The 20,110-nt window shown below is 34.5% G+C and carries 19 protein-coding genes; 6 read left to right on the plus strand and 13 right to left on the minus strand.

What is annotated here, in order from left to right; all coding sequences use genetic code 11:
• Window positions 1–8: 8 nt before the first annotated feature.
• The 12 genes from Q4548_RS08760 to Q4548_RS08815 form a co-directional block, all read right to left on the minus strand.
• Window positions 9–251, minus strand: a complete 243-nt coding sequence (locus Q4548_RS08760) for a MoaD/ThiS family protein (protein ID WP_303453824.1) — start codon at window positions 249–251, stop codon at window positions 9–11.
• Window positions 245–838, minus strand: a complete 594-nt coding sequence (locus Q4548_RS08765; RefSeq protein ID WP_303453826.1) for a molybdenum cofactor guanylyltransferase — start codon at window positions 836–838, stop codon at window positions 245–247. Before Q4548_RS08765 ends, Q4548_RS08760 begins: the two co-directional genes overlap by 7 nt.
• On the minus strand, window positions 831–2,024 hold the full coding sequence (gene glp / locus Q4548_RS08770) for a gephyrin-like molybdotransferase Glp (RefSeq protein ID WP_303453828.1): 1,194 nt from the start codon (window positions 2,022–2,024) through the stop codon (window positions 831–833). The genes Q4548_RS08765 and glp overlap by 8 nt, the downstream gene beginning before the upstream one ends.
• Window positions 2,025–2,060: 36 nt before the next feature.
• On the minus strand, window positions 2,061–3,503 hold the full coding sequence (locus Q4548_RS08775) for a rubredoxin (RefSeq protein WP_303453830.1): 1,443 nt from the start codon (window positions 3,501–3,503) through the stop codon (window positions 2,061–2,063).
• A gap of 4 nt (window positions 3,504–3,507) precedes the next feature.
• Window positions 3,508–7,038: a nitrate reductase gene (locus Q4548_RS08780; protein ID WP_303453832.1), complete on the minus strand. Its 3,531-nt coding sequence runs from the start codon at window positions 7,036–7,038 to the stop codon at window positions 3,508–3,510.
• Between the two features lie 408 nt (window positions 7,039–7,446).
• Window positions 7,447–7,923, minus strand: a complete 477-nt coding sequence (locus Q4548_RS08785; protein WP_303453835.1) for a globin family protein — start codon at window positions 7,921–7,923, stop codon at window positions 7,447–7,449.
• A 217-nt stretch (window positions 7,924–8,140) separates the two neighbouring features.
• Entirely contained in the window at window positions 8,141–9,391 is a 1,251-nt protein-coding gene (locus tag Q4548_RS08790) for a hypothetical protein (protein WP_303453837.1), read from the minus strand.
• Between the two features lie 77 nt (window positions 9,392–9,468).
• A complete protein-coding gene (locus Q4548_RS08795) occupies window positions 9,469–10,278 on the minus strand; it encodes an ABC transporter ATP-binding protein (protein ID WP_303453839.1) in 810 nt (269 codons plus the stop codon).
• A gap of 14 nt (window positions 10,279–10,292) precedes the next feature.
• Window positions 10,293–11,144 carry an ABC transporter ATP-binding protein gene (locus tag Q4548_RS08800; protein WP_303453841.1) on the minus strand — a complete coding sequence of 284 codons (852 nt, stop codon included), beginning with the start codon at window positions 11,142–11,144 and terminating at the stop codon, window positions 10,293–10,295.
• A gap of 21 nt (window positions 11,145–11,165) precedes the next feature.
• On the minus strand, window positions 11,166–12,263 hold the full coding sequence (locus tag Q4548_RS08805; protein WP_303453843.1) for an ABC transporter permease: 1,098 nt from the start codon (window positions 12,261–12,263) through the stop codon (window positions 11,166–11,168).
• Window positions 12,264–12,378: 115 nt separating this feature from the next.
• Window positions 12,379–13,752, minus strand: a complete 1,374-nt coding sequence (locus Q4548_RS08810) for a CmpA/NrtA family ABC transporter substrate-binding protein (RefSeq protein ID WP_303453846.1) — start codon at window positions 13,750–13,752, stop codon at window positions 12,379–12,381.
• A 167-nt stretch (window positions 13,753–13,919) separates the two neighbouring features.
• The gene (locus Q4548_RS08815) at window positions 13,920–14,633 is read right to left on the minus strand and encodes a Crp/Fnr family transcriptional regulator (RefSeq protein WP_303453849.1); all 714 of its coding nucleotides are present in this window, start codon (window positions 14,631–14,633) and stop codon (window positions 13,920–13,922) included.
• Window positions 14,634–14,736: 103 nt separating this feature from the next.
• Here Q4548_RS08815 and nirB point away from each other — a divergent pair, with 103 nt between their 5' ends.
• Both nirB and nirD read left to right on the plus strand, forming a co-directional pair.
• Entirely contained in the window at window positions 14,737–17,256 is a 2,520-nt protein-coding gene (gene nirB, locus Q4548_RS08820; protein WP_303453851.1) for a nitrite reductase large subunit NirB, read from the plus strand.
• Between the two features lie 25 nt (window positions 17,257–17,281).
• Window positions 17,282–17,656: a nitrite reductase small subunit NirD gene (gene nirD / locus Q4548_RS08825; RefSeq protein ID WP_303453853.1), complete on the plus strand. Its 375-nt coding sequence runs from the start codon at window positions 17,282–17,284 to the stop codon at window positions 17,654–17,656.
• Window positions 17,657–17,897: 241 nt separating this feature from the next.
• Here the strand turns inward: nirD and Q4548_RS08830 are convergent, their stop codons facing one another.
• On the minus strand, window positions 17,898–18,056 hold the full coding sequence (locus Q4548_RS08830) for a hypothetical protein (protein WP_303453855.1): 159 nt from the start codon (window positions 18,054–18,056) through the stop codon (window positions 17,898–17,900).
• A gap of 223 nt (window positions 18,057–18,279) precedes the next feature.
• Between Q4548_RS08830 and Q4548_RS08835 the strand changes: the two genes are divergently transcribed.
• The 4 genes from Q4548_RS08835 to Q4548_RS08850 all read left to right on the plus strand — a co-directional run bounded on the left by Q4548_RS08835 (window position 18,280) and on the right by Q4548_RS08850 (window position 20,098).
• Window positions 18,280–18,693, plus strand: a complete 414-nt coding sequence (locus Q4548_RS08835) for an Rrf2 family transcriptional regulator (protein WP_303453858.1) — start codon at window positions 18,280–18,282, stop codon at window positions 18,691–18,693.
• 126 nt (window positions 18,694–18,819) lie between these two features.
• Entirely contained in the window at window positions 18,820–19,029 is a 210-nt protein-coding gene (locus tag Q4548_RS08840) for a DUF2007 domain-containing protein (protein WP_303453861.1), read from the plus strand.
• Window positions 19,030–19,212: 183 nt separating this feature from the next.
• Window positions 19,213–19,476 (plus strand): DUF2061 domain-containing protein, encoded by a 264-nt coding sequence (locus tag Q4548_RS08845; RefSeq protein ID WP_303453864.1) that lies wholly within the window; start codon window positions 19,213–19,215, stop codon window positions 19,474–19,476.
• Window positions 19,469–20,098: a phosphoadenosine phosphosulfate reductase family protein gene (locus Q4548_RS08850; RefSeq protein ID WP_303453867.1), complete on the plus strand. Its 630-nt coding sequence runs from the start codon at window positions 19,469–19,471 to the stop codon at window positions 20,096–20,098. Before Q4548_RS08845 ends, Q4548_RS08850 begins: the two co-directional genes overlap by 8 nt.
• Window positions 20,099–20,110: the final 12 nt, after the last annotated feature.

Raw genomic sequence — 20,110 nt, forward strand, 5'->3', positions numbered from 1 at the left:
AAAGATAATCAACCTCCTGCAAATGGAGGTAAAAATGCCAATTCATCTCTATCGTTGATTTTTGTAGATTTCTCTTGTATTTGTTGGTTTAATGCAATGTTGTAGGTAATGTTTGCTAAACTAGGATATTTGTTCTGTAAAATTTTTTCTAGATCTTTTATTGTTGGATCAAGAGCTTCAATAGCAACTACTTCGGAGTTGGTTAGCGTGTTTTCTACTACCATTCCAAAATATTTTACGGTTACTAACATATATTGTATTGTTTTAGGTCTACAGGTGTATTGATGTTTACAAGCTTTGGTTTTATTTCATCACTTGCTATTAGGGTTTTACAATTTAATTGCTCTAGTACAAAACGCAATTGATGAATTTTATTTTGGACAGCTAGTTCAAATATATTTATGCATTTTTTATGGTACATAGCAATGAGTGGTGTTGTTTTAGTATTAACAATGTATTGTACTACATCGTAACAGTTATTACGTTCTTTTAGCAAGGGTTTAAAAACTTCTAAATCTACTTTTGGAGCATCACAACTTACTATAATGTTGTAATCTGTTTTGCTAGCTTTTAGTCCCGAGTATACACCAGCAACGGGACCAAAATTAGACACGCAGTCAGGAATTCTTTTCACTCCAAATCTATCGTAATTTTCATTGTTACTAATGATGATAATTTCATCAACAATAGGAGATAGGCTGTTGATGATGTGTTGGGTAAAGGTGATTTGGTTAAGCGTAATAAAACCCTTATCCGTTCCCATACGAGCGCTTTTTCCTCCTGCTAGAATGATCCCAGTAATGTTTTTTTCCATGGTGTCAATCTTAAATTTAATCAATTAGAAAAGTTTTGACCACTTCTCCTTTTTTATAGGTTCTTACTCCCTCATTTAAATAAATTAGGGCATTTGCTTTGGCAAAAGTATTGAGCATGGCAGAGCTTTGACTTCCTAAAATCTGAACTCCTGTACCGTTTGTATTTGCTTTTAAAAATTCTCCTCTAATCCCTTTCTTATCGTAATCGTTTTCTAGTATATGGTCAATTGTGTTTTTTTGATATGCTGGATTTCCAATAAATTTTTGCAATGCAGACTCAATATAAATGTAATAACACGTTAATGCAGATGCAGGATTTCCGGGCAAAGCAAAAATGATTGTCTTGTTGTTTTTTCCCAAAAACATCGGTTTTCCAGGCTTCTGCTTTATTTTGTAGAAAATCTGTTCTGTGTTTAATTCTAACAATGCTTTTCCAACAAAATCATAATCTCCAACAGAAATTCCACCAGAAATAAGCACAAAATCATTTTCTTGAATAGCTGTGTTTAAACTTTCTTTTGTAGCTGTGTAGTCATCTTTTACTTTGGTGATGCTAATATTGGTAAATCCTTTTTTAAGCAAAGCACTTTGAAGCATTATAGCGTTACTTTCATAAATTTGACCAGATTCTAAGGAGGTTCCAGGAGTAGCCAATTCGTTTCCTGTAACTACAATTGTAATTTTTGGTTTGTTGTATACTTCTACTTCTGTAATTCCTAAAGTTGCTAAAAAACCAATAGCTGCTGGATTTAGTTTTTCTCCTTTTTGTAATGCAATTTGGTTTTGTTGAATTTGCTCCCCCATCAAACGAATGTTTTTGTTTTTGCTAAGGATGTCGTCTATTGTCAACACATTTTCTTTGACAGAAGTGTTTTCTTGCATGATGACTGCATTGGCATTGGGTGGAGTAGGAGCACCGGTAAAAATTCTTACGGCTTCTCCAATATTCAATATTCGTTGCTTGTTGTCTCCCGCTTTGATTTCATCTACCAAAACAAAATCATTTTGATGTGTCTCATCAAACAAAACAGCATAACCATCCATAGCCGATTGATGAAATGGAGGCATGTTGATAGGAGCATGAATGTCCTTGGCTAAAAATAAATCCAAAGCCGCTAATAGTGGTGTTTTTTTTACACATCCAAAAGGAGTGGTATGTTGTACCAATTCCATTGCTTCTTCAATGCTAACCATAAAATTTTTATCCATGCTATTTTGTTCTGAAAGGAGAATAAAATTAAGGATTTATTTTTGGAGAACTGCTTGTTGAAATGTGTTTTTTGGTGCTCCACATAAATTACAAGTATAATCGCTAGGCAAATCCTCAAAAGCAACTCCAGGTTCTATGTTTGCTTCGGCATCTCCAATTTCTTCATCATATACAGTCATGCAATCTTTACATTGGTGAACTTTGTTTTCAGAAATTCCTGTGTCTTTGTTTTCTTTTGGTTTTTCAATGTTTTCTGAGTTGGAATCTAGTTGTAAAAAGTACAATTGACTCAACTTCATCAATAATCCTGGCAATTCAATTTCTTCTACATTTTGAGCGTATGGAATGTATTCTCTAGTATTTGGATTGAAGTTTTTACAGTACAATACATTGTATGAGTTGATGGTTTCAAACTCATTGGCCATTTTTGGAGATGGATTTTTTTCGATAATCATAGAAGTAAAATACTGTGGATGTTCGCTTCTATCATGGTATCCAAACGTCAAGCCATACGTGCTAATATCATTTTGATCAAAAGATTTTACAATGAATCGTTTTAGTTTCAAAGCTTCAGGATCGTTAACTGGTAAATGCCAGTTCAATTCTAATGAAGAATGACGAACATTGATTCCTCGTTGCCCTAAAAATTTTTCCATCATAAATTTGTACTCCTTTTCTATTCCTTTTACAATGAAAGATTTCCATGGAGTGATACAAATTCTACTGATTCTGTAATCCATACAAAAATCACAAAACTCGTCTAAAAAATTGATGTCATATTTATTATTTCTCCAATACAATCCTAACCAATATTGACTGATTCCCATTTTGTTCATTCCTTCATAATAAGGAAATGGTTTGTGTGGAATGTTTAACGGTTCAGTAATTACTTTGTTGTTAGAATCTACCAATTCATTAATTCGGTTGTACAAATCTTGAACATTATCATAATTTTGGTATTCATTCTCTATAGCTTCAGCTATTTTGGAAATGTTCCAAGTAAATACCAAAACAGGGTAATTGATGTCTTTGTTCCAACCAGGAAGATTTAAATTTAAATACCAATAATCTTCATTTTTAGAAGCAATAAAATTCAAGTGTCCGTTGTAAATAGGAATCAAATTCTGTTGAGGGTCAACCAAGTTGATTTTAAGGGTAGGATTGTACTTGAATTCCTCATGAAGGTATAAATAAGTTGTACCACTTAACCACGATGTTTGAGAGAAAACATCGGTACAAACATAGGAAGAAACAATGTTTTGAAACTTAAGGTTTTGTTCAATATCTTGTTTGAATTCTGGAAAATAGGTTTTTAATAAGTGTTCTTGGTTTTCTTTTACGGGTAATAAAATATCTTGTCTAGAACCAAAGCTAATACTTTCTAGATTGAGGGCTTTGGCTAGTTGAATTACTTGTTTTAACTCATTAGGAGTCGTCACTCCACCTTTGATAAATATTCTTTTTAATGTCTCTACCATTTTACTATGCGTTAACAGGTGTTAATGATTCTTTCAAAATGTCTCTTACTTCGGGTTTGCAACTTCCACAACCCAAACCAGCTCCCGTGGTTTTGCACAATTCGGCAAAATCTGTACAACCTCCAGCAATGGCTTGTTTTAAATTTCCGTCTCCAACTTGACTGCAAGAACAAACTAATTTCCCTATTACAGGTTCTCCTCCACCACTACCACGTAGCAATTCGTCTCGTTTGTCAGACAATTCCACACGGTCTTCTATTAGGGTCTTAAATTCTGCAAATTCTTTTTTATCTCCCATCAATACAGCTCCTACCAAAATATCGTCTTTTACCACACATTTTTTATAGTAGCGTTTGCGTTCGTCTGTCAATACAATTTGTTCGTAAGATTTGTCTCCTTTCGGAATTTCAATGTTACCTATACTACACAAATCTAAGTTTTCAAACTTTAAAATATTCATCAATACAGAACCTTCGTAAATGCTACCTAAATCTCCAAGAATGTATTTAGCAGCGATGTCTGCTTGTTGTTCTGCAGCAGATGTAATACCAAACAACCAACCGCCGAATTGAGCAATTTCTCCCAAAGCAAAAATACTTGGATCTGTAGATTGTAGATGTTGGTTTACCTCAACACCTCTACCACAATTTAGTTTGATGGCTCTTGCTAGTTCAATATTAGGAATGGTTCCAATAGCGTATACAATCGCATTGGTTTTGATGACTTTTCCAGTTTTTAATCGAACTTCTAACTCGGTTTCTTTTGCGGTTTCAAAAACAGTATCTACTTCATTATTGTAATGTACTTGAATACCTCTTTCCGCAACATCTTGTCCTAATAATCTACTAGATATCAAATCCAATTGACGTTCCATCAATCGGTTGGCACGTTGAATAATGCTCGATTTTACATCTATTTTAGACAAAGAAGCTGCGAGTTCTAAACCTAACAAACCACCACCAACAATAGTTACGTGTTGTTCGTTGTCTGGTAATCCTGTCTTTTTAAGATGGCTTTTAAGGTCATCTGCATCTTTTTTAGTACGCATGGTAAAAGCTCCAGGCATGTCTAATTTGTAGTTTTTAGGTACAAAAGCTCTACTACCTGTTGCCATGATTAATAGATCGTAAGAATGTGTTTTTCCGTTACTGTCTACAATTGTTTTTTCTTCTCTGTTGATGTGTTCAATACTACAATTAGCATGTAAGGTTACGTTTAGTTTGTCTAATTCACCTTCTTTTATTTTTTGCAATTGGTCCCAAGTCATCTCCTCGTTGATGTATTCTGGCAACATCACACGATTGTAAAAAGGGTAAGGCTCTAAAGAGAAAACATCAATTTCGTCTTCAAAATTATGTTCTCTATAGGTTTGTATAAATCTATAAGAAGCAGATCCAGCTCCAATCAAACAGATTTTTTGTTTTTCTTTTTTGAATTTGGTAACTTCTGCTACGGCATGTTTAAAATCCGGTTCGCTAGAAATTGGGTCTATCAATTCATTGGTAAGATTGTTGGCACGACCAAAATCACTACCCGAAACCCTACCAAAGTGCATTGGCATAAATACAGATCCTTTTTTGATATCTTTATTAATTACTGCTTTTACACGAGTAGTTCCTCTTCCGTTTTTTACAACCACAATAGTTCCTTCTTCCACACCTCTAGCTTTGGCATCGTCTTCATGCATTTCCACATAAGGTCCATCAATATGTGTTAACAAGCGTTTTACTTTTCCCGTTTTTGTTCTTGTGTGCCATTGGTCACGAATACGACCAGTGTTTAATATCAAAGGGAGTTCTTCTGTAGGCTGTTCTGATTGATTGTAAATATTTTGAGCAGCATTAAAATTCGCTTTTCCGCTTGGGGTGTAGAATTTTTTGTCAGTAAACAACCTAGGGGTTCCTAAACTATCTTTGGTAGGAACAGGCCACTGAATGGTTCCGTTGTCTTTTAGTTTTTGATAAGACAAGCCGCTAATGTCAATGTTAGTTCCTTTGGTCATTTGACAGTATTCTTGGTAAACTTCTTCAGTGTTTTTGTAATCAAATCCTTTGTATTGCATGGCTTGTGCAAATTTCCATAAGATTTCGGCATCGGGTAAAGCTTCCCCAGGAGGATCGATACCTTTTTCTAAATAAGAAATTCTTCGTTCAGAATTAGACATGGTTCCTTCTTTTTCCAACCAGCCAGCAGCAGGTAATAACAAGTCTGCAAACTTGGTGGTTTCAGAATTGTGTGAAATGTCTTGAACAACTACAAATTTTGCTTTTTTTAGTGCTCTTTCTATTTTGTTAGAGTTTGGCAAACTTACCACAGGATTGGTACAAATAATCCAAATAGCTTTTAAATCTCCTTTGTCTAGAGCATCAAACATTTTGGTGGCAGTATATCCTGGTTTTGGGTTGATGGGATTGCTATTCCAAAAATCGGAAACTTCTTTTCTGTGCACAGCATCGTCTAAGTTTTTGTGAACAGCTAATAAATTAGCCATTCCTCCAACTTCACGTCCTCCCATAGCATTGGGCTGTCCTGTTAATGAGAAAGGTCCAGATCCGGGTTTTCCTATTTGTCCCGTTACTAAAGAAATGTTTAATAAGGATACGTTTTTGTCAACACCAATAATACTTTGGTTTAGCCCCATGGTCCACATGCTAATGAAACCTTTAGCGTCTCCAATATATTTTGCTGCAAGTTTGATGTCGTCTAAAGAAACATCACAAATTTTAGCTGCATCTTCTAGAGATGTTTCAAAAACTTGTTTTTTTACGTCTTCAAAATTGTTGGTGTAGTTTTCTATAAAATTATAATCTGCTTTTCCTGTTTCTAACAATTCACGAACAATAGCATTATTCAAAACAACATCCGTTCCTTGCTGAATTTGTAAATGCAAATCGGCAATAGCGGCAGTTTGTGTTTTTCTAGGATCTACAACAATAAATTTAGTGTCTGGATTCGCTTCTTTATGATTTTCTAATCTTCTGTATAAAATAGGGTGACACCAAGCAGGATTGGCTCCTGTAATTAAAAATGTATCTGCCAATTCAATATCTGCATAAGCAATAGGTACAGAATCTTCACCCAATGCTTTTTTGTATCCTACAACAGCAGAACTCATACACAATCTAGAGTTGGTGTCTACATTGTTAGTTCCTATAAAACCTTTGGTTAGTTTGTTGACCAAATAATATTCTTCTGTCAAACATTGCCCTGATACGTAAAAACCTACGCTGTCTGGCCCGTGTTTTTTGATGATAGATTTAAATACCGCTGCAGCTCTGTCAAAAGCAGTATCCCAAGAAACTCTTTTTAAAGGATGGTTTTTACTCCATTTCATTTCTGGGTATAATATCCTATCTGTAGTATCTTGTGCTACATAATGTAAATTCATCCCTTTAGAGCAAAGCATACCCATGTTTACAGGATTCTCAGTATCTCCTTTTACTTTTAAGATTCCGTTAACGTCTTTATCGACAATGATTCCGCAACCGACTCCACAGTAAGAACAGGTTGATTTGTATGATGTATTTATAGACATGAGATTTGTTTTAAAATAGAATGCTTACGCAAATATATAAAAAATTACGTATGCATTACGTATATGTACGTAGTTTTGTTTGTCCGTTTCTTTCAGCTGATGATAAAATAGGTTGTTTTTTTGGAATAAAAAAGCTCAAATGAAATGAATCATTTGAGCTACAAAATTGAATTATAAAAACGAAAAATGGAATTTTATTTTAGGGCATTCGCACTCCAATCATGTGATTGTAATTGAGCATGATGCTTGTGGTTTCTGTATCAAGAAACTAAATATTTTGCATACTTTATAAGTGGTTTTTCTCTAAAAAAAATCTTCTAGTAGATGATGATAAGAGAAAGAAATAAAGATGTTTTTTTTAAGTTTAATTTGATGTTTTCCATGTTGAATTTTTTAAATAAATATTTTTCAATAAGCTGCTTCTATCATTACAGATGCTATCAGTCCATAGGTGTCTTCCCATGCTTGTTTTGTTTCAGTAGTAAAATCATCCCCTAAGCTGATGGCTAATGTTCTTAAGAGTGCAGAGCCAAAAGTATCGTAATGTGACTTTTCTATGTTGTAGTTTATGTGACGTTTCCCTAAATCTTGTAATACAGGAATTAAAACTTCTGGATTAGAAAGGCCAGTAATTGTTGTTGCTAACATTTTGGTTAGTTTATTTCCTAGCTCTTTCATTTTGGTTTTATTGGAAGTAGGGAATAAAGGTTTTAGGCTTGGGTCTAATTCAAATAATTCGGAATAAAATATTTTTGCTGCAGTTGCTGCAATAGGTTTGATGGCTTCATAAGAAGTTTGTACCAATGCAACTGTTTCTGCAGGAAGTAATTGAATGCTTTCTGCAACAGTTTTCTTTTTACTAAAGAGGCTTGATAAAAAACTCATGATATGTGTGACTTTGGAACTTGTACTATTCTACCTACGAAAATTACGTATATTTTCATTTTTGTGTTATGGGTTAAATCATTACCTAAAATGTTTTATCGTAGTTTGTGGTGTTTTTTGTATTAAAGGGGATGAGGTGTTGTAACGAAAAAAGCCCAAGTAAAATACTTGAGCTTTTAACACTGAATAATTAAGGTTTAAGGATTCCCTTAATTTGCTATAAAAACTTTGGAGCAATGATCAACATAACCCATGCCCAGTTTTGAGTATCTTTTGCGTTCAAGGCTGTTTTGTTTGCTTCAAAATATTGAGAATATCCTGCAACAACTTTATATCCTTTGAATCCTTTTGCGATTGTAAAATCCAATTCAGAACCTAAATCTTTGTCTTCCAAACCGTCAAATTCGGTATGTTCTTTAAAGTAGTGGCCGGTAAGTGTTAAGCCAAAACCTGCTAATTTGGTAGCAACAGAAGCTTGTAGGTCTTTTAAACCACCATTGTTTGCGTTGTTACCAACATAGAATCTATCCATAAATCCATTGAAGGCATGGTTGGTTCCGTACAAAGGAAAGAATGCTGCTGACTCGCTAGTCTTTCCAGAAATCACTTCGTATCCAAGACCGTAGGTTGTTTTTTCAGTAGCGTTGTATTTTGCTAAAATACTCGCTAAAAATGCAGATTTAACATCAGCTCCCCCCGCTCTGTTACCATCTTGAATGTATCCATTTGCGCTCAATGTCAATGCGTCTAATTTTAAATCTGCATGAATTCCTGCTGTTAATAAATCGTAGTTTGGAGCATCTGTTCCGTCTGTAGAAACTTCAAATGTGTTGTTTAAAACCAATGCACTAATATTTAAGTTTCCGTAGGTTTTATTAGCTCTTGCAAAAGCAATGTTTTTGTAAGAAAATAATTTAGCGCTTGTGTAAAAAGCATCAGTTCCTGTTGAGTTGTGTCCAAAACCTAAATCTAAAGAATATCCTTCTTTTTTGTATTTAAAAACTCCTACATCATGAGTTCTTGCCTGTTGTGCCCATCCAAGACCACCTAAAATTCTTTGATCGTCATAAGATAAAGGTTGACGACCTATTTTTAAACTTGAGTATTTTCCTAATTTGATGTCTGCCCAAGCTTCTTGTACTCTAAAATTTCCGTTGCTGGTTTCATCAATCTGAGTACGATCTCCCAATACAAATACTTCTTGAAAACTAGTAAATAAAGTATAACTATCTGTTGTGTAAGTAGCTTTTAAGGCGGCTCTTACATCTGTTCTTATGTATCCTGTGCTACCTTCTAGACCAGCGTTGTTTGTTCCTACGGTTCCAATTCCTGATTTGTAGTTAAATCCGTCTCTCCATTCTGTACGCGGTCTAAATTCTCCAGATAAAGAAAATTTTGGAGCTTCTTGTGCGTTTGCGATTGTTGCAAAAGCAAAAGTTGCGGCTAGTAATGATTTTGTAAGTTTCATAATGATAGTATTTATATTTAATTTAGTAGAATAATAATAGTTGTCTTTAGGATGTCTTTATATGATGCTTGTCATAATTAGTGCTCTAAGAAATCAATCAAATGTTTTCGGTATGTGTAATAGTCATCGTGTTCTAAGATGGCTTTACGAGTTCTAGGTCTTTCAAAATCTATAGACAAAACGTCTCCAATTTTTGCTCTAGGTCCACTGGTCATCATAACCACTCTGTCTGCAAGAAAAATGGCTTCATCTACATCGTGAGTAATCATTACTGCGGTAATTTTTTCTTTGTTCCAAACGTCAATCAATACATCTTGTAATTGACCGCGAGTCAAAGAATCCAACATTCCAAATGGTTCGTCTAATAATAAAACTTTAGGTTTTATGGCAAAAGCTCTTGCAATACCTACACGTTGTTGTTCTCCTTGAGAAATTTCGGAAGCTCTTTTGTTAAAAGTGCTGTCCATTCCTACTTTGTGTAAGTAGTATTTACAGATGTCTTCTTTTTGTTTTTTTGTAGCATGAGGGTATACTTTTCGTACACCAAGCATTACGTTTTCCATAGTGGTTAGCCATGGCATTAGGCTTGGAGATTGAAAAATAACACCTCTGTCGGGTCCTGGTCCTTTAATGCTGCTTCCTAATACAGATATTTTTCCTCCAGAAATTTCATTCAAACCTGCAATCATAGAGAGCATCGTGGTTTTTCCACAACCAGAATGTCCAATAATGGTGATAAATTCTTCTTTTCGGATTTGAAGATTTAAGTTTTCTAAAACTATGTAGTCACCTTTTGGAGTAGGGTATACTTTTTTCAAATCAATTAAGTCGAGCATTACTTCGTTAGAAGGAAAACGTTCTATGGTGGAGTTGTTCGTTGTGTTCATAATTGTTTGTTTTTTTATTTAGAATCCCATCTAAAATCCTTAGGTTGGATGTCTGGAAGTTCGTATTCTGTAGTGCTTTCTGCTGCTTGTTTTTCACCCAAATCCATCAAATACTCAATGATTTGATTACGAGTTTTTTTGTAGTCAGCATTGTCGTTTAATTCTGTTTTGTTTCTAGGTCTTGAGATGTTTACTTTAAATTCAGGGCCTAAGCTAGCTTTTGGACCTGGTTTTAAAGGGATAATTCTGTCTGCCATGTATAAAGCTTCGTCTACATCGTTGGTAATTAATAAAGCTGTTCTTTTGTTAAGTTCCCATATTTTAAGAATTTCGTCTTGTAGGTTTCCACGAGTCAATGCATCTAAAGCTCCTAAAGGTTCATCCATAATAATCATTTCTGGATTCATTCCTAACGCTCTTGCAACAGACACACGTTGTCTCATACCTCCAGAAAGTTCTTTGGGTCTTTTGTTGGTGGCATGTGTCAAGCCAACCATTTCTATTTGTTCTTTTACTCTAACGTCTTTTTCTTGTTTAGAGCTTTTTGGAAAGGCTTCTTGAATGGCCATGTCTATGTTTTGATACACGGTTAGCCATGGGAGCAAAGAGTAGTTTTGAAAAATAACACCACGTTCGTGACTAGTTCCTTCTACTGGTTTTCCTTTAAAAAGTACTTCTCCTTCGGTTGGTTTTAGCAAGCCGTTGATCAAGTTTACCAGGGTTGTTTTTCCACTTCCTGAAAATCCTACGATGGCTACAAACTCTCCTTCTTCAATAGTTAAATTGATGTCTTCAAGAATTTCACCTTTGTATTCCTTTGTAGGATTGTAGGTTTTGTATATGTTTTTAAGTTCTAAAATTGCCATAATTCTTCAGTGTTTTGGTTGTTAGATTGTTTCTTTTTCAAAAGAAATCAAGTTTTGAATAAACAACATAATTCTGTCTAAAGCGAAACCAATCATACCGATGACGAACATGGCGACAATGATTTTTGAGTTAGAATCCATTGCTCCGTTCTGAAACTCTTCCCAAACAAAAGAACCTAAACCTGGTGATTGTGCTAACAATTCAATAGCAATCAATACCATCCAGGCTACGGATAAAGTAATACGTAAACCTGTAAATATTAATGGTAAGGAAGCGGGTAAAATCACTTTGAATATTTTTTGCATCGGTCTTAATCTCAATACCATGGCTACATTTAAATAATCTGTGTTAACAGAGGCAACACCCATGGCTGTATTTACCAAGGTTGCCCACATGGAACATAATCCTACAGATATAAACGAGATGATAAAAGAACTATCGCTGTCTGAATTTTTGGTCAATGTTTTTACAATCATAAAAACTAATAATAACCATACTACGGGTGATACGGGTTTGAATATTTGAATGATCCAGTTGATAGAACCTCTTAAGGTTTTGCTTAGCCCGATGATGATCCCAATTGGGACTGCGATGAATAATGCTAAGAAAAATCCTGCGAATACAGTTTTTAAACTTGTTTTTATTTGGTCTACAAAAGAAGGTCTTCCTGTGTATGTGATTGCTTTTTTACCTTGAGCAACACGTTTTTTATTCATTTCAAAAGTCTTTTCTTTAAAGGCTTTTTTGTCTGCTGCAATTACTCGGTGATCTTTTAAGAGTGTTTGGTATGCTGCGTATACTTGAGCGGGTGATGGGAGTGTGTTGGGTTGGCAATTTGGTTCGCCAGATTCCATACATTCCTTAATTTTTTGAGCTTCGGCCTCTCCTTGACTTTTTAAGGTTGCCTCTATTTTGTAATTTGCTTCTGTGTTGTAAAGAGCAGTAGATCCTAATTGCCACAATCCAACAAAAATGAAGATGGATGCTATTGGGGCTATTATTTTTCTAAAGATTTCTTTTGTGTTTTTTTTAGGGTCTTCTTTACATATCAAACGTATCAGTGGTTCTAAAAAACCTAAGCCGATAAATTTAACTCCTCTTATGATTGAATCTTTCATGATATTTCTTGTGTTTTCCTTAATGCGCTTAAAAATTCAGTGGTATTTTAAAAACACGGAGCACTTTGGTTGTGCTCCGTACTTTATAGAGTATTCTTAATCTGTCTGAAGAGGATTAGTCTTTGTTTCCAATTTTAAAAGAATTGATGTAACCGATTGGATCCTTACCATCGTATTTGTTTCCATCAATAAAGTCGGTAGTGGCAGGCTTGTATCCATCGGTAGTTGGAATGTCAGTAGCAGGAATTTTACCTTCTGAAACTAATAAATCAGCAGCTTTTTTCCAGATATCAGGTCTGTAAATTTCTTTTGCTTTGGTGTCGTACCAATCTGCTGGTTTTGTTTCAGGAATTTGTCCCCATCTTCTCATTTGAGTTAAAAACCAAACAGCATCAGAATAGAAAGGGTAGGTTGCGTTGTAACGATAGAATACGTTAAAGTCTGGCATGTCACGTTTGTCTCCTCTTTCAAATTCAAAAGTACCAGTCATTGAGTTTGCTAATACAGTTTCATCAGCTCCAACGTATTGAGGCATTGATAATATTTTTACAGCTTCTGTTCTGTTTCCGGGAGCATCTAACCATTGTCCTGCTCTAATCAAAGCTTTGGTTACAGCTACTGCAGTATTTGGATATTCTTCCACAAACTTCTTTGTCATTACGAATACTTTTTCAGGATTGTTTTTCCAGATGTCATAATTAGTAGTAACGGGTACTCCAATTCCTTTGGCAACTGCTTGCTGGTTCCAAGGTTCACCTACACAGTATCCGTAAATAGTTCCTGCTTCTAATGTAGCTGGCATTTGTGGTGGAGGGGTTACTGACAATAAAACATCTGCATCAATTTGTCCTTGAATGTTGTCTGAAGAGTACATTCCTGGTTTGATTCCTGCTGCTGCTAACCAATATCTAATTTCGTAGTTGTGGGTAGATACTGGAAATACCATTCCCATTTTAAATGGTTTTCCTTCGTTCTTGTATTGTGTAATTACTGGTTTTAATGCGTTTGCGCTAATTGGGTGAATTGGTTTGCCATTTTCGTCTTTTTTAACATGCGGTTTCATTCCTTCCCAAACTTTATTGGAAACAGTAATTCCATTTCCGTTTAAATCCATAGAAAAAGGAGTTACCAAGGCTGCTTGACGTCCAAATCCTGCTCCAGCAGCAATCGGTTGACCAGCCAACATGTGAGATCCGTCTAATTGTCCATCAATCACACGGTCTAAAATATTTTTCCAATTAGATTGTGCTTCAACAGAGACAAACAATCCTTCTTCTTCAAAAAAGCCTTTTTCTTTTGCGATGGCTAAAGGAGCCATGTCTGTAAGTTTGATAAAACCAAAAGTTAATTGTGGTTTTTCAATTTCTAAAGTTGCTGTTACGGGTGTTGCAACCTCTTCAGTTTTTGTTTCTTTTTTCTTTCCTCCACAAGAAGCTAGCAAAATAGCTGCAGTAAAAAGCGTAGAAATCTTTAAAAATGTGATTTTCATATTAAGTGTCCTTTTAGTTAATTACGTATTCGTACTTAGTTTTACAAAGATATATACGTAGTTAATTTAAGTAGTTGTTGTTTTTACAGCTTAATATGTGTTTTTAGGAATAAAAAAAACTGCTGATTAGCAGTTTTATATTGTTTGAATTTGTATGTGTTGATTTTTTAGCTATCTAAAAAGAAGTTGTGTTCTGATATTTCTTTCTTTAACTTGTTGATGTCTAGTATCTTGATTAATTTTGACTTGGTGTAGATTAGGCTTTCTTTCTTTAATGCTGATAGAATACGTATTACTTGCTCATCAGTGGTTCCTGCGTAATCTGCTAGCTCTTTTCTGGATAATTCTAGTCCTATGGTTCCTTCTTCTTTATCTCCAAATTTTCTGTATATATATAAGAGCATGTCAATAACTTTTTCCCTAACAGTCATTTGTGACATGGTTTTTACTTTGGTTTCACTCCTGTTCAATTCTTCGGCATAAAAGTGCATAAAATCAAATGTTACTTTAGGTTCTGCCAAAAGGATCTCTTTTAGTAAGGAGGTTGAGAAGTTACATAGTATAGTGTCTTCTAGTGCAGTAGCACCAATCTTATAGGTTTCTCCCATACCAAAACCACGGTGTCCTATAACTTCGCCTTCTTTGGAAAGACGTAAAATTTGTTCTTTACCATTATAACCTGTTTTGATGACTTTTACCTTTCCACTATAAATAAAGTACAGACCGTTTACGGGTGCACCTTCCATTATAAATTGCCTAGTCTTCTTACACTGTATCGTATGCTTCTGATCCGTTATGTTGGGATTTACATTGTTGATATGAACAAGGTTTTTTTTAATCAAACAGTTGTCGTTGGTGCAATTTGTACAGTTGTAACTCATTTTTCTACGTATTTATGAAGCAAATCTACGAATCAATTTGTTAATCTAAGTATTACTACGTATATTTGCTGTGTAGTACAAAGTAAAACAAACTTCTTTAAATATGAAAACAATTTTAGTAATAGGTAACGGAATGGTGGGTTATAAGTTTTGTGAGAAGCTTATGGCTAAAACAGAAAAGGGAGCTTATAAGGTAGTTGTCTTTGGTGAAGAGCCAAGACCTGCGTATGATAGGGTCCATTTAAGTGAGTATTTTGCAGATCAAGATGCAGAGCGATTGAGTATGGCTCCAAGGTCTTGGTATGAAGCAAATGATATTGAGTTGATAACCAATGAACGTGTTACAGATATTCACAGAGACAACAAAACAATCACGACAATTAGTGATAAAGAGTATGTTTATGATTATTTGATATTGGCTACAGGGTCATCTGCTTTTGTGCCTCCAATTCCAGGAGTTGAGAAAAAAGGTGTTTTTGTGTATAGAACTATTGAAGATTTAGATGCTACCATGGCTTATGTAGCCAAAATAAAAGCAGAAGGATCTCCTAAAAAAGCAGCAATCTTAGGTGGTGGTTTGCTTGGTTTAGAAGCGGGAAAAGCGCTTTTAGATATGGGATTAGAAACTTCTGTAGTTGAGTTTGCTCCTAGATTGATGCCAAGACAGTTGGATGGGGATGCAAGTAAAGTATTGCAAAGAAAATTAGAAGACTTAGGAATTGATATTTTATTAAATAAAGGAACTCAGAACATAGAAGGTGATGAAGCAATCACGGGAATGAAGTTTTCTGAAGATGAAACCTTGCCCGTAGATATGTTATTGGTTTCTGCTGGAATTCGTCCAAGAGATGAGTTGGCAAAAACATGTGGTTTAGAGGTTGGTACTCGTGGTGGTATTGTAGTTACAAACGATATGAAAACTTCAGATGCTTGTATTTTTGCAATAGGAGAGTGTGCTTTGTTGAATCATATGATTTATGGTTTGGTAGCTCCTGGTTATGATATGGCTGGAGTTGCAGTAGATCAAATTTTAGGAAATACAGAAGCAGCTATGCCAACTTCTATTGATATGTCTACAAAGTTAAAACTAAGTGGAATTGATGTAGCTAGTTTTGGTGATGCTTTAAATGAAAATAAAGAAAGTGAATCTATTGTTTATGAAAATAAATTTCAAGGGATTTACAAAAAAATAAATGTTTCTAAGGATGGTAAAAAATTATTAGGAGGTATTTTAGTAGGAGATGCTTCTGATTATAATATGTTACATCAAATCTTTTTAAACGGAATGAAAATTCCTGAAAATCCAGAAGATTTAATTTTGGGTTCTAGAGGAGGTGAAGATGCTTCGTTTGGTTCTGTGTTAGATTTGCCAGATGCTGCAGTTGTTTGTTCTTGTGAAGCAGTAACCAAAGGAGATATTTGTTGTAAGGTTGAAGAGGGTTTCACAACCTTAAAAGGTGTTGCTGCAGAAACTAAAGCTACTACGGGTTGTGGTGGGTGTAAGCCTATGGTGAATGATTTGATTACAGAAACCCTAAAAGCACAGGGAATTACAGTTAAAGAAACGGTTTGTGAGCATTTTGAGTATTCTCGTCAAGAATTGTATGATATTGTAAAGCTGAAAGGGATTAAAACCTATGCTGAATTATTATCTACACATGGAAAAGGGAAATTAGGTTGTGAAACTTGTAAGCCTGTTGCGGCATCTTTGTTCGCAAGTATTTACAATGATACAGCAAATGTGCACAATGTAATTCAAGACTCTAATGATAAATTTTTAGCAAACATTCAACGTAACGGTACTTATTCTGTAGTGCCAAGAGTTGCAGGTGGAGAAATTACTCCAGATCAATTGATTCAGATCGGAGAGATTGCTAAGAAATATGATTTGTACACAAAAATAACAGGAGGTCAACGTATTGACTTATTTGGAGCTCAATTACACGAGTTGCCATTGATTTGGAAGGAATTGATCGATTATGGCTTTGAAAGTGGTCATGCGTACGGAAAATCATTGCGTACAGTAAAATCTTGTGTGGGTTCTACGTGGTGTCGTTACGGTATGGATGAATCGGTTAGTTTTGCCATTGAAATGGAAAATAGATACAAAGGGATTCGTTCTCCGCACAAATTCAAAGGAGGGGTTTCAGGATGTATTCGTGAGTGTGCTGAAGCAAGATGTAAAGATTTTGGAATTATTGCTGTAGATGGAGGTTGGAACTTATATGTTGCAGGTAACGGTGGTGCAAATCCAAGGCATGCAGAGTTGTTGGCAGAAAAGATTGACAATGAGACTGTGTTGAAGTATACAGATAGATTTTTGATGTATTATATAAAAACTGCTGGACCGTTAATTAGAACAGCAGCTTGGTTAGATAAGATAGAAGGAGGTATAGCGCATGTAAAAGATGTGGTGATTAATGATTCTTTAGGGATTTGTGAAGGCTTAGAGAGAGATATGGCAGGATTGATTAACTCGTACAGATGTGAGTGGAAAGAAGCTATTGAAAACATTGATGAAAATAACAATCGTTTTGCACATTTTGTAAACTCAGAAGCGGAAGATAGCAATATTGAATTTGTGTCTTTAAGAGATCAAAAAATGCCAAAACTGTGGTCTTAATTACAAATGCTTAAAAATTAAAAAGATGAATTCAATTTTAGAAAATTATAAAACAATCTCAGAATCTGAAGTTACAACATGGTTCAAAGCAGCACCAGTATCTAAATTTCCTGAAAACGGAGGTGCTTGTGTAAAGATTGACGATAAACAAATAGCAGTATTTAATTTTACTGTAGAAGGAAAGTGGTATGCTTCTCAAAATGTGTGTCCACATAAAATGGAAATGGTGCTCTCTAGAGGTATGATTGGTGAGGATTGTGGAACACCAAAAATTGCATGTCCATTACATAAAAAAACGTTCTCTTTAGAAACGGGAGAGAATTTAAACGGAGAAGACTATACTATTGCTGTGTATCCAGTAAAAATAGAAGATGGTTTCGTTTATATCGGTATTAATTAGTAAAATGTTTTATTAATTAAGTTTGTTTTATACTCAACTTGGCCCAATGATTTTTTCGTTGGGCTTTTGTTTGTTGTTGAAATAATTTTTAGTAGATAGAGTTGATTATGAATGTGAAAATAACAAAAGAGGAGGTTCTGGTTTTAATATTTATACGATTCTTTTCGGAAATCGATTCTGTAATTTGTTACTCTCTTAAAATCTAAAAAACCATTCCGTAGTTGCGAAATGGTTGTGTTTGTTATGCGGCTGCATTTGAAATTTTTTGTTGTAATAATGTAAACTGTTCAGGAATTAAATTCCTTTTTGCTTCGTTGTAAGTGGCTACGTACAAATAAGGATTGTTTTTTTTTGCTTTTAGGATCAAATCATAGTATTGGCAATAGGTAAGGTTTTTCATGGACTTGCGTTTTTGAGTTAGAGATTCTAAAAATATTTCATACTCAAATTTAGTGAATAAGGAGTTTGGACAAGCTGTGTTTGTACAGGTTTTCTAAAGTTTTTGCATGGTTAATTACAAGTTTTTGAGTGAGTTAAATGATTTTTTTAAAGTAATGTATTTGATAGATTTTCATTTGAAATCTTTCCCCTACTATAAAAGTAGGATTTGTATATTTGTACTTATGTTATCAAAGAAAACAAAATACGGAATCAAAGCCTTGACTTATTTGGCTCTGCAGAATAAAAATACCCCAGTGCAGATTTCTGAAATTGCAGAAAATGAAAATATATCTGTAAAATTTTTAGAACGTATACTTTTAGAACTTAGAAAAGCAGGAGTTTTAGATTCTAAAAAAGGTAAAGGAGGTGGTTATTTTTTGGCACGTTTGCCTAAAGATATTCCTATGACGGATGTTATTCGTACGTTAGAAGGGCCTATTGCTATGGTACCTTGTGTTTCTTTAAATTTTTACAAAAAGTGTGACGATTGTCCAGATGAAACTGTTTGTGCTGTAAATAAGTTGATGATTCAAGTAAGAGATAGCTCGTTGGCAGTATTTAGAAATAATTCCCTAGCGGATTTGATTGCTTTCTAATGGGGGAAAGCTTCAGTTTTTATAAATTTATCTAGGTGTTTATAAAAGTAAATTATTAGGAATTCTACAATCATTTTTGTAACTTATAGAGCCTATATTAGTACTAATTCTTAATTGGATATTCTTATGTCGTACGTAAAAGTTTTTTCAGGAAGTATTGTTGAGGTGCAGCATATCAAACAGTCCTTGCAAGCTAAAGGAATAGAGCCTCTTGTAAGAGATACTACAAGTTCGGCTGCTTTGGCTGGTTTTGGAGCTTTAATGCCTAATTTTCAAGAACTTTTTGTGCATTCAGATGAAGAAGCAACTGTTGTTGAAATTTTAAAAACCATATAGTCTTTTTGTTGTTTTGACATAAAACAGGTTTTATAAAATCAATTCTTTTTTCATTACCCTACTAAATTTGTAGATTTTTATGTTTTTTATTGTGAGCATGTAATTAAAACTATATCTTTGCGACCTACTTGCTGTAATTCCCTACTTGTTTGGTAGGATATTTAGCGATAACGATAGAATAGAATGATAACAGAGAAAATTTTTAGCGGTAAAAGTGATGTTAGCTTTACGAAATCAGTTTCTTCGGAAAAACCAATTCGTAGTGTGGTAAAAGCCGTAAGTTGGAGAGTGATTGGGACTGTAGATACTTTATTAGTGTCTTGGTATGCAACAGGAAATCTATCTATGGCATCATCAATAGCATCTATCGATTTTGTAACAAAAATGATATTGTACTTTTTTCACGAACGAGCTTGGAACTCAATAAAATGGGGTAAAAATGACTAAGAAATATACAGAACAAGAAATTGCTGAAATCAATGAGTTGTTAGCAGGTAAAACACCAGCAGAAATTGTAGCGTGGGCTATTATTAAAGCTGATAAACCGGTAATCACCACCAATTTTAGACCCTACGAAGGTGCTATTTTACACGCAGTAGCTAATGTGAAGCCAACTATTGATGTAATTTGGTGTGATACAGGATACAATACTCGTAACACTTACAAACATGCAGAGGAGTTGATTAAATTGTTAGATTTAAATATCGATTTGTATGTACCAAAACAAACTTCTTCTCACAGAGATGCTGTGATGGGAATTCCTCAAATTGATGACCCAATGCATAAAGTGTTTACAGAGCAAGTAAAGTTAGAGCCTTTTAAAAGAGCAATGGCTGCACATCAACCAGATGTTTGGTTTACAAACTTAAGAAAAGGACAGACTGCGTTTAGAAACTCAATTGATGTGGTTTCTCAAGGTGAAGATGGAATCTTAAAAGTAAGTCCATTTTACAATTATTCTGACGAACAATTAGATGCATATTTAGAAGAAAATAGCATTCCAAACGAACACAAATATTTTGATCCTACAAAAGTGTTGGGAAATAGAGAGTGTGGGTTGCATAATTAACCAGTCATAACT

Source organism: Wenyingzhuangia sp. 2_MG-2023 (assembly GCF_030548295.1).
Lineage (GTDB): Bacteria > Bacteroidota > Bacteroidia > Flavobacteriales > Flavobacteriaceae > Wenyingzhuangia.

What these genes read in the sequence shown, in the direction of transcription:
- Q4548_RS08835 (WP_303453858.1), top strand. Translation starts at nt 18,280, where the DNA reads ATGTTATCAAAGAAAACAAAATACGGAATCAAAGCCTTGACTTATTTG.
- Q4548_RS08780 (WP_303453832.1), bottom strand. Translation starts at nt 7,038, where the DNA reads ATGTCTATAAATACATCATACAAATCAACCTGTTCTTACTGTGGAGTC.
- Q4548_RS08845 (WP_303453864.1), top strand. Translation starts at nt 19,213, where the DNA reads ATGATAACAGAGAAAATTTTTAGCGGTAAAAGTGATGTTAGCTTTACG.
- Q4548_RS08840 (WP_303453861.1), top strand. Translation starts at nt 18,820, where the DNA reads ATGTCGTACGTAAAAGTTTTTTCAGGAAGTATTGTTGAGGTGCAGCAT.
- Q4548_RS08850 (WP_303453867.1), top strand. Translation starts at nt 19,469, where the DNA reads ATGACTAAGAAATATACAGAACAAGAAATTGCTGAAATCAATGAGTTG.
- Q4548_RS08795 (WP_303453839.1), bottom strand. Translation starts at nt 10,278, where the DNA reads ATGAACACAACGAACAACTCCACCATAGAACGTTTTCCTTCTAACGAA.
- Q4548_RS08760 (WP_303453824.1), bottom strand. Translation starts at nt 251, where the DNA reads ATGTTAGTAACCGTAAAATATTTTGGAATGGTAGTAGAAAACACGCTA.
- Q4548_RS08815 (WP_303453849.1), bottom strand. Translation starts at nt 14,633, where the DNA reads ATGAGTTACAACTGTACAAATTGCACCAACGACAACTGTTTGATTAAA.
- nirB (WP_303453851.1), top strand. Translation starts at nt 14,737, where the DNA reads ATGAAAACAATTTTAGTAATAGGTAACGGAATGGTGGGTTATAAGTTT.
- Q4548_RS08805 (WP_303453843.1), bottom strand. Translation starts at nt 12,263, where the DNA reads ATGAAAGATTCAATCATAAGAGGAGTTAAATTTATCGGCTTAGGTTTT.
- Q4548_RS08790 (WP_303453837.1), bottom strand. Translation starts at nt 9,391, where the DNA reads ATGAAACTTACAAAATCATTACTAGCCGCAACTTTTGCTTTTGCAACA.
- Q4548_RS08800 (WP_303453841.1), bottom strand. Translation starts at nt 11,144, where the DNA reads ATGGCAATTTTAGAACTTAAAAACATATACAAAACCTACAATCCTACA.
- Q4548_RS08830 (WP_303453855.1), bottom strand. Translation starts at nt 18,056, where the DNA reads ATGAAAAACCTTACCTATTGCCAATACTATGATTTGATCCTAAAAGCA.
- Q4548_RS08810 (WP_303453846.1), bottom strand. Translation starts at nt 13,752, where the DNA reads ATGAAAATCACATTTTTAAAGATTTCTACGCTTTTTACTGCAGCTATT.
- Q4548_RS08775 (WP_303453830.1), bottom strand. Translation starts at nt 3,503, where the DNA reads ATGGTAGAGACATTAAAAAGAATATTTATCAAAGGTGGAGTGACGACT.
- Q4548_RS08785 (WP_303453835.1), bottom strand. Translation starts at nt 7,923, where the DNA reads ATGAGTTTTTTATCAAGCCTCTTTAGTAAAAAGAAAACTGTTGCAGAA.
- glp (WP_303453828.1), bottom strand. Translation starts at nt 2,024, where the DNA reads ATGGATAAAAATTTTATGGTTAGCATTGAAGAAGCAATGGAATTGGTA.
- nirD (WP_303453853.1), top strand. Translation starts at nt 17,282, where the DNA reads ATGAATTCAATTTTAGAAAATTATAAAACAATCTCAGAATCTGAAGTT.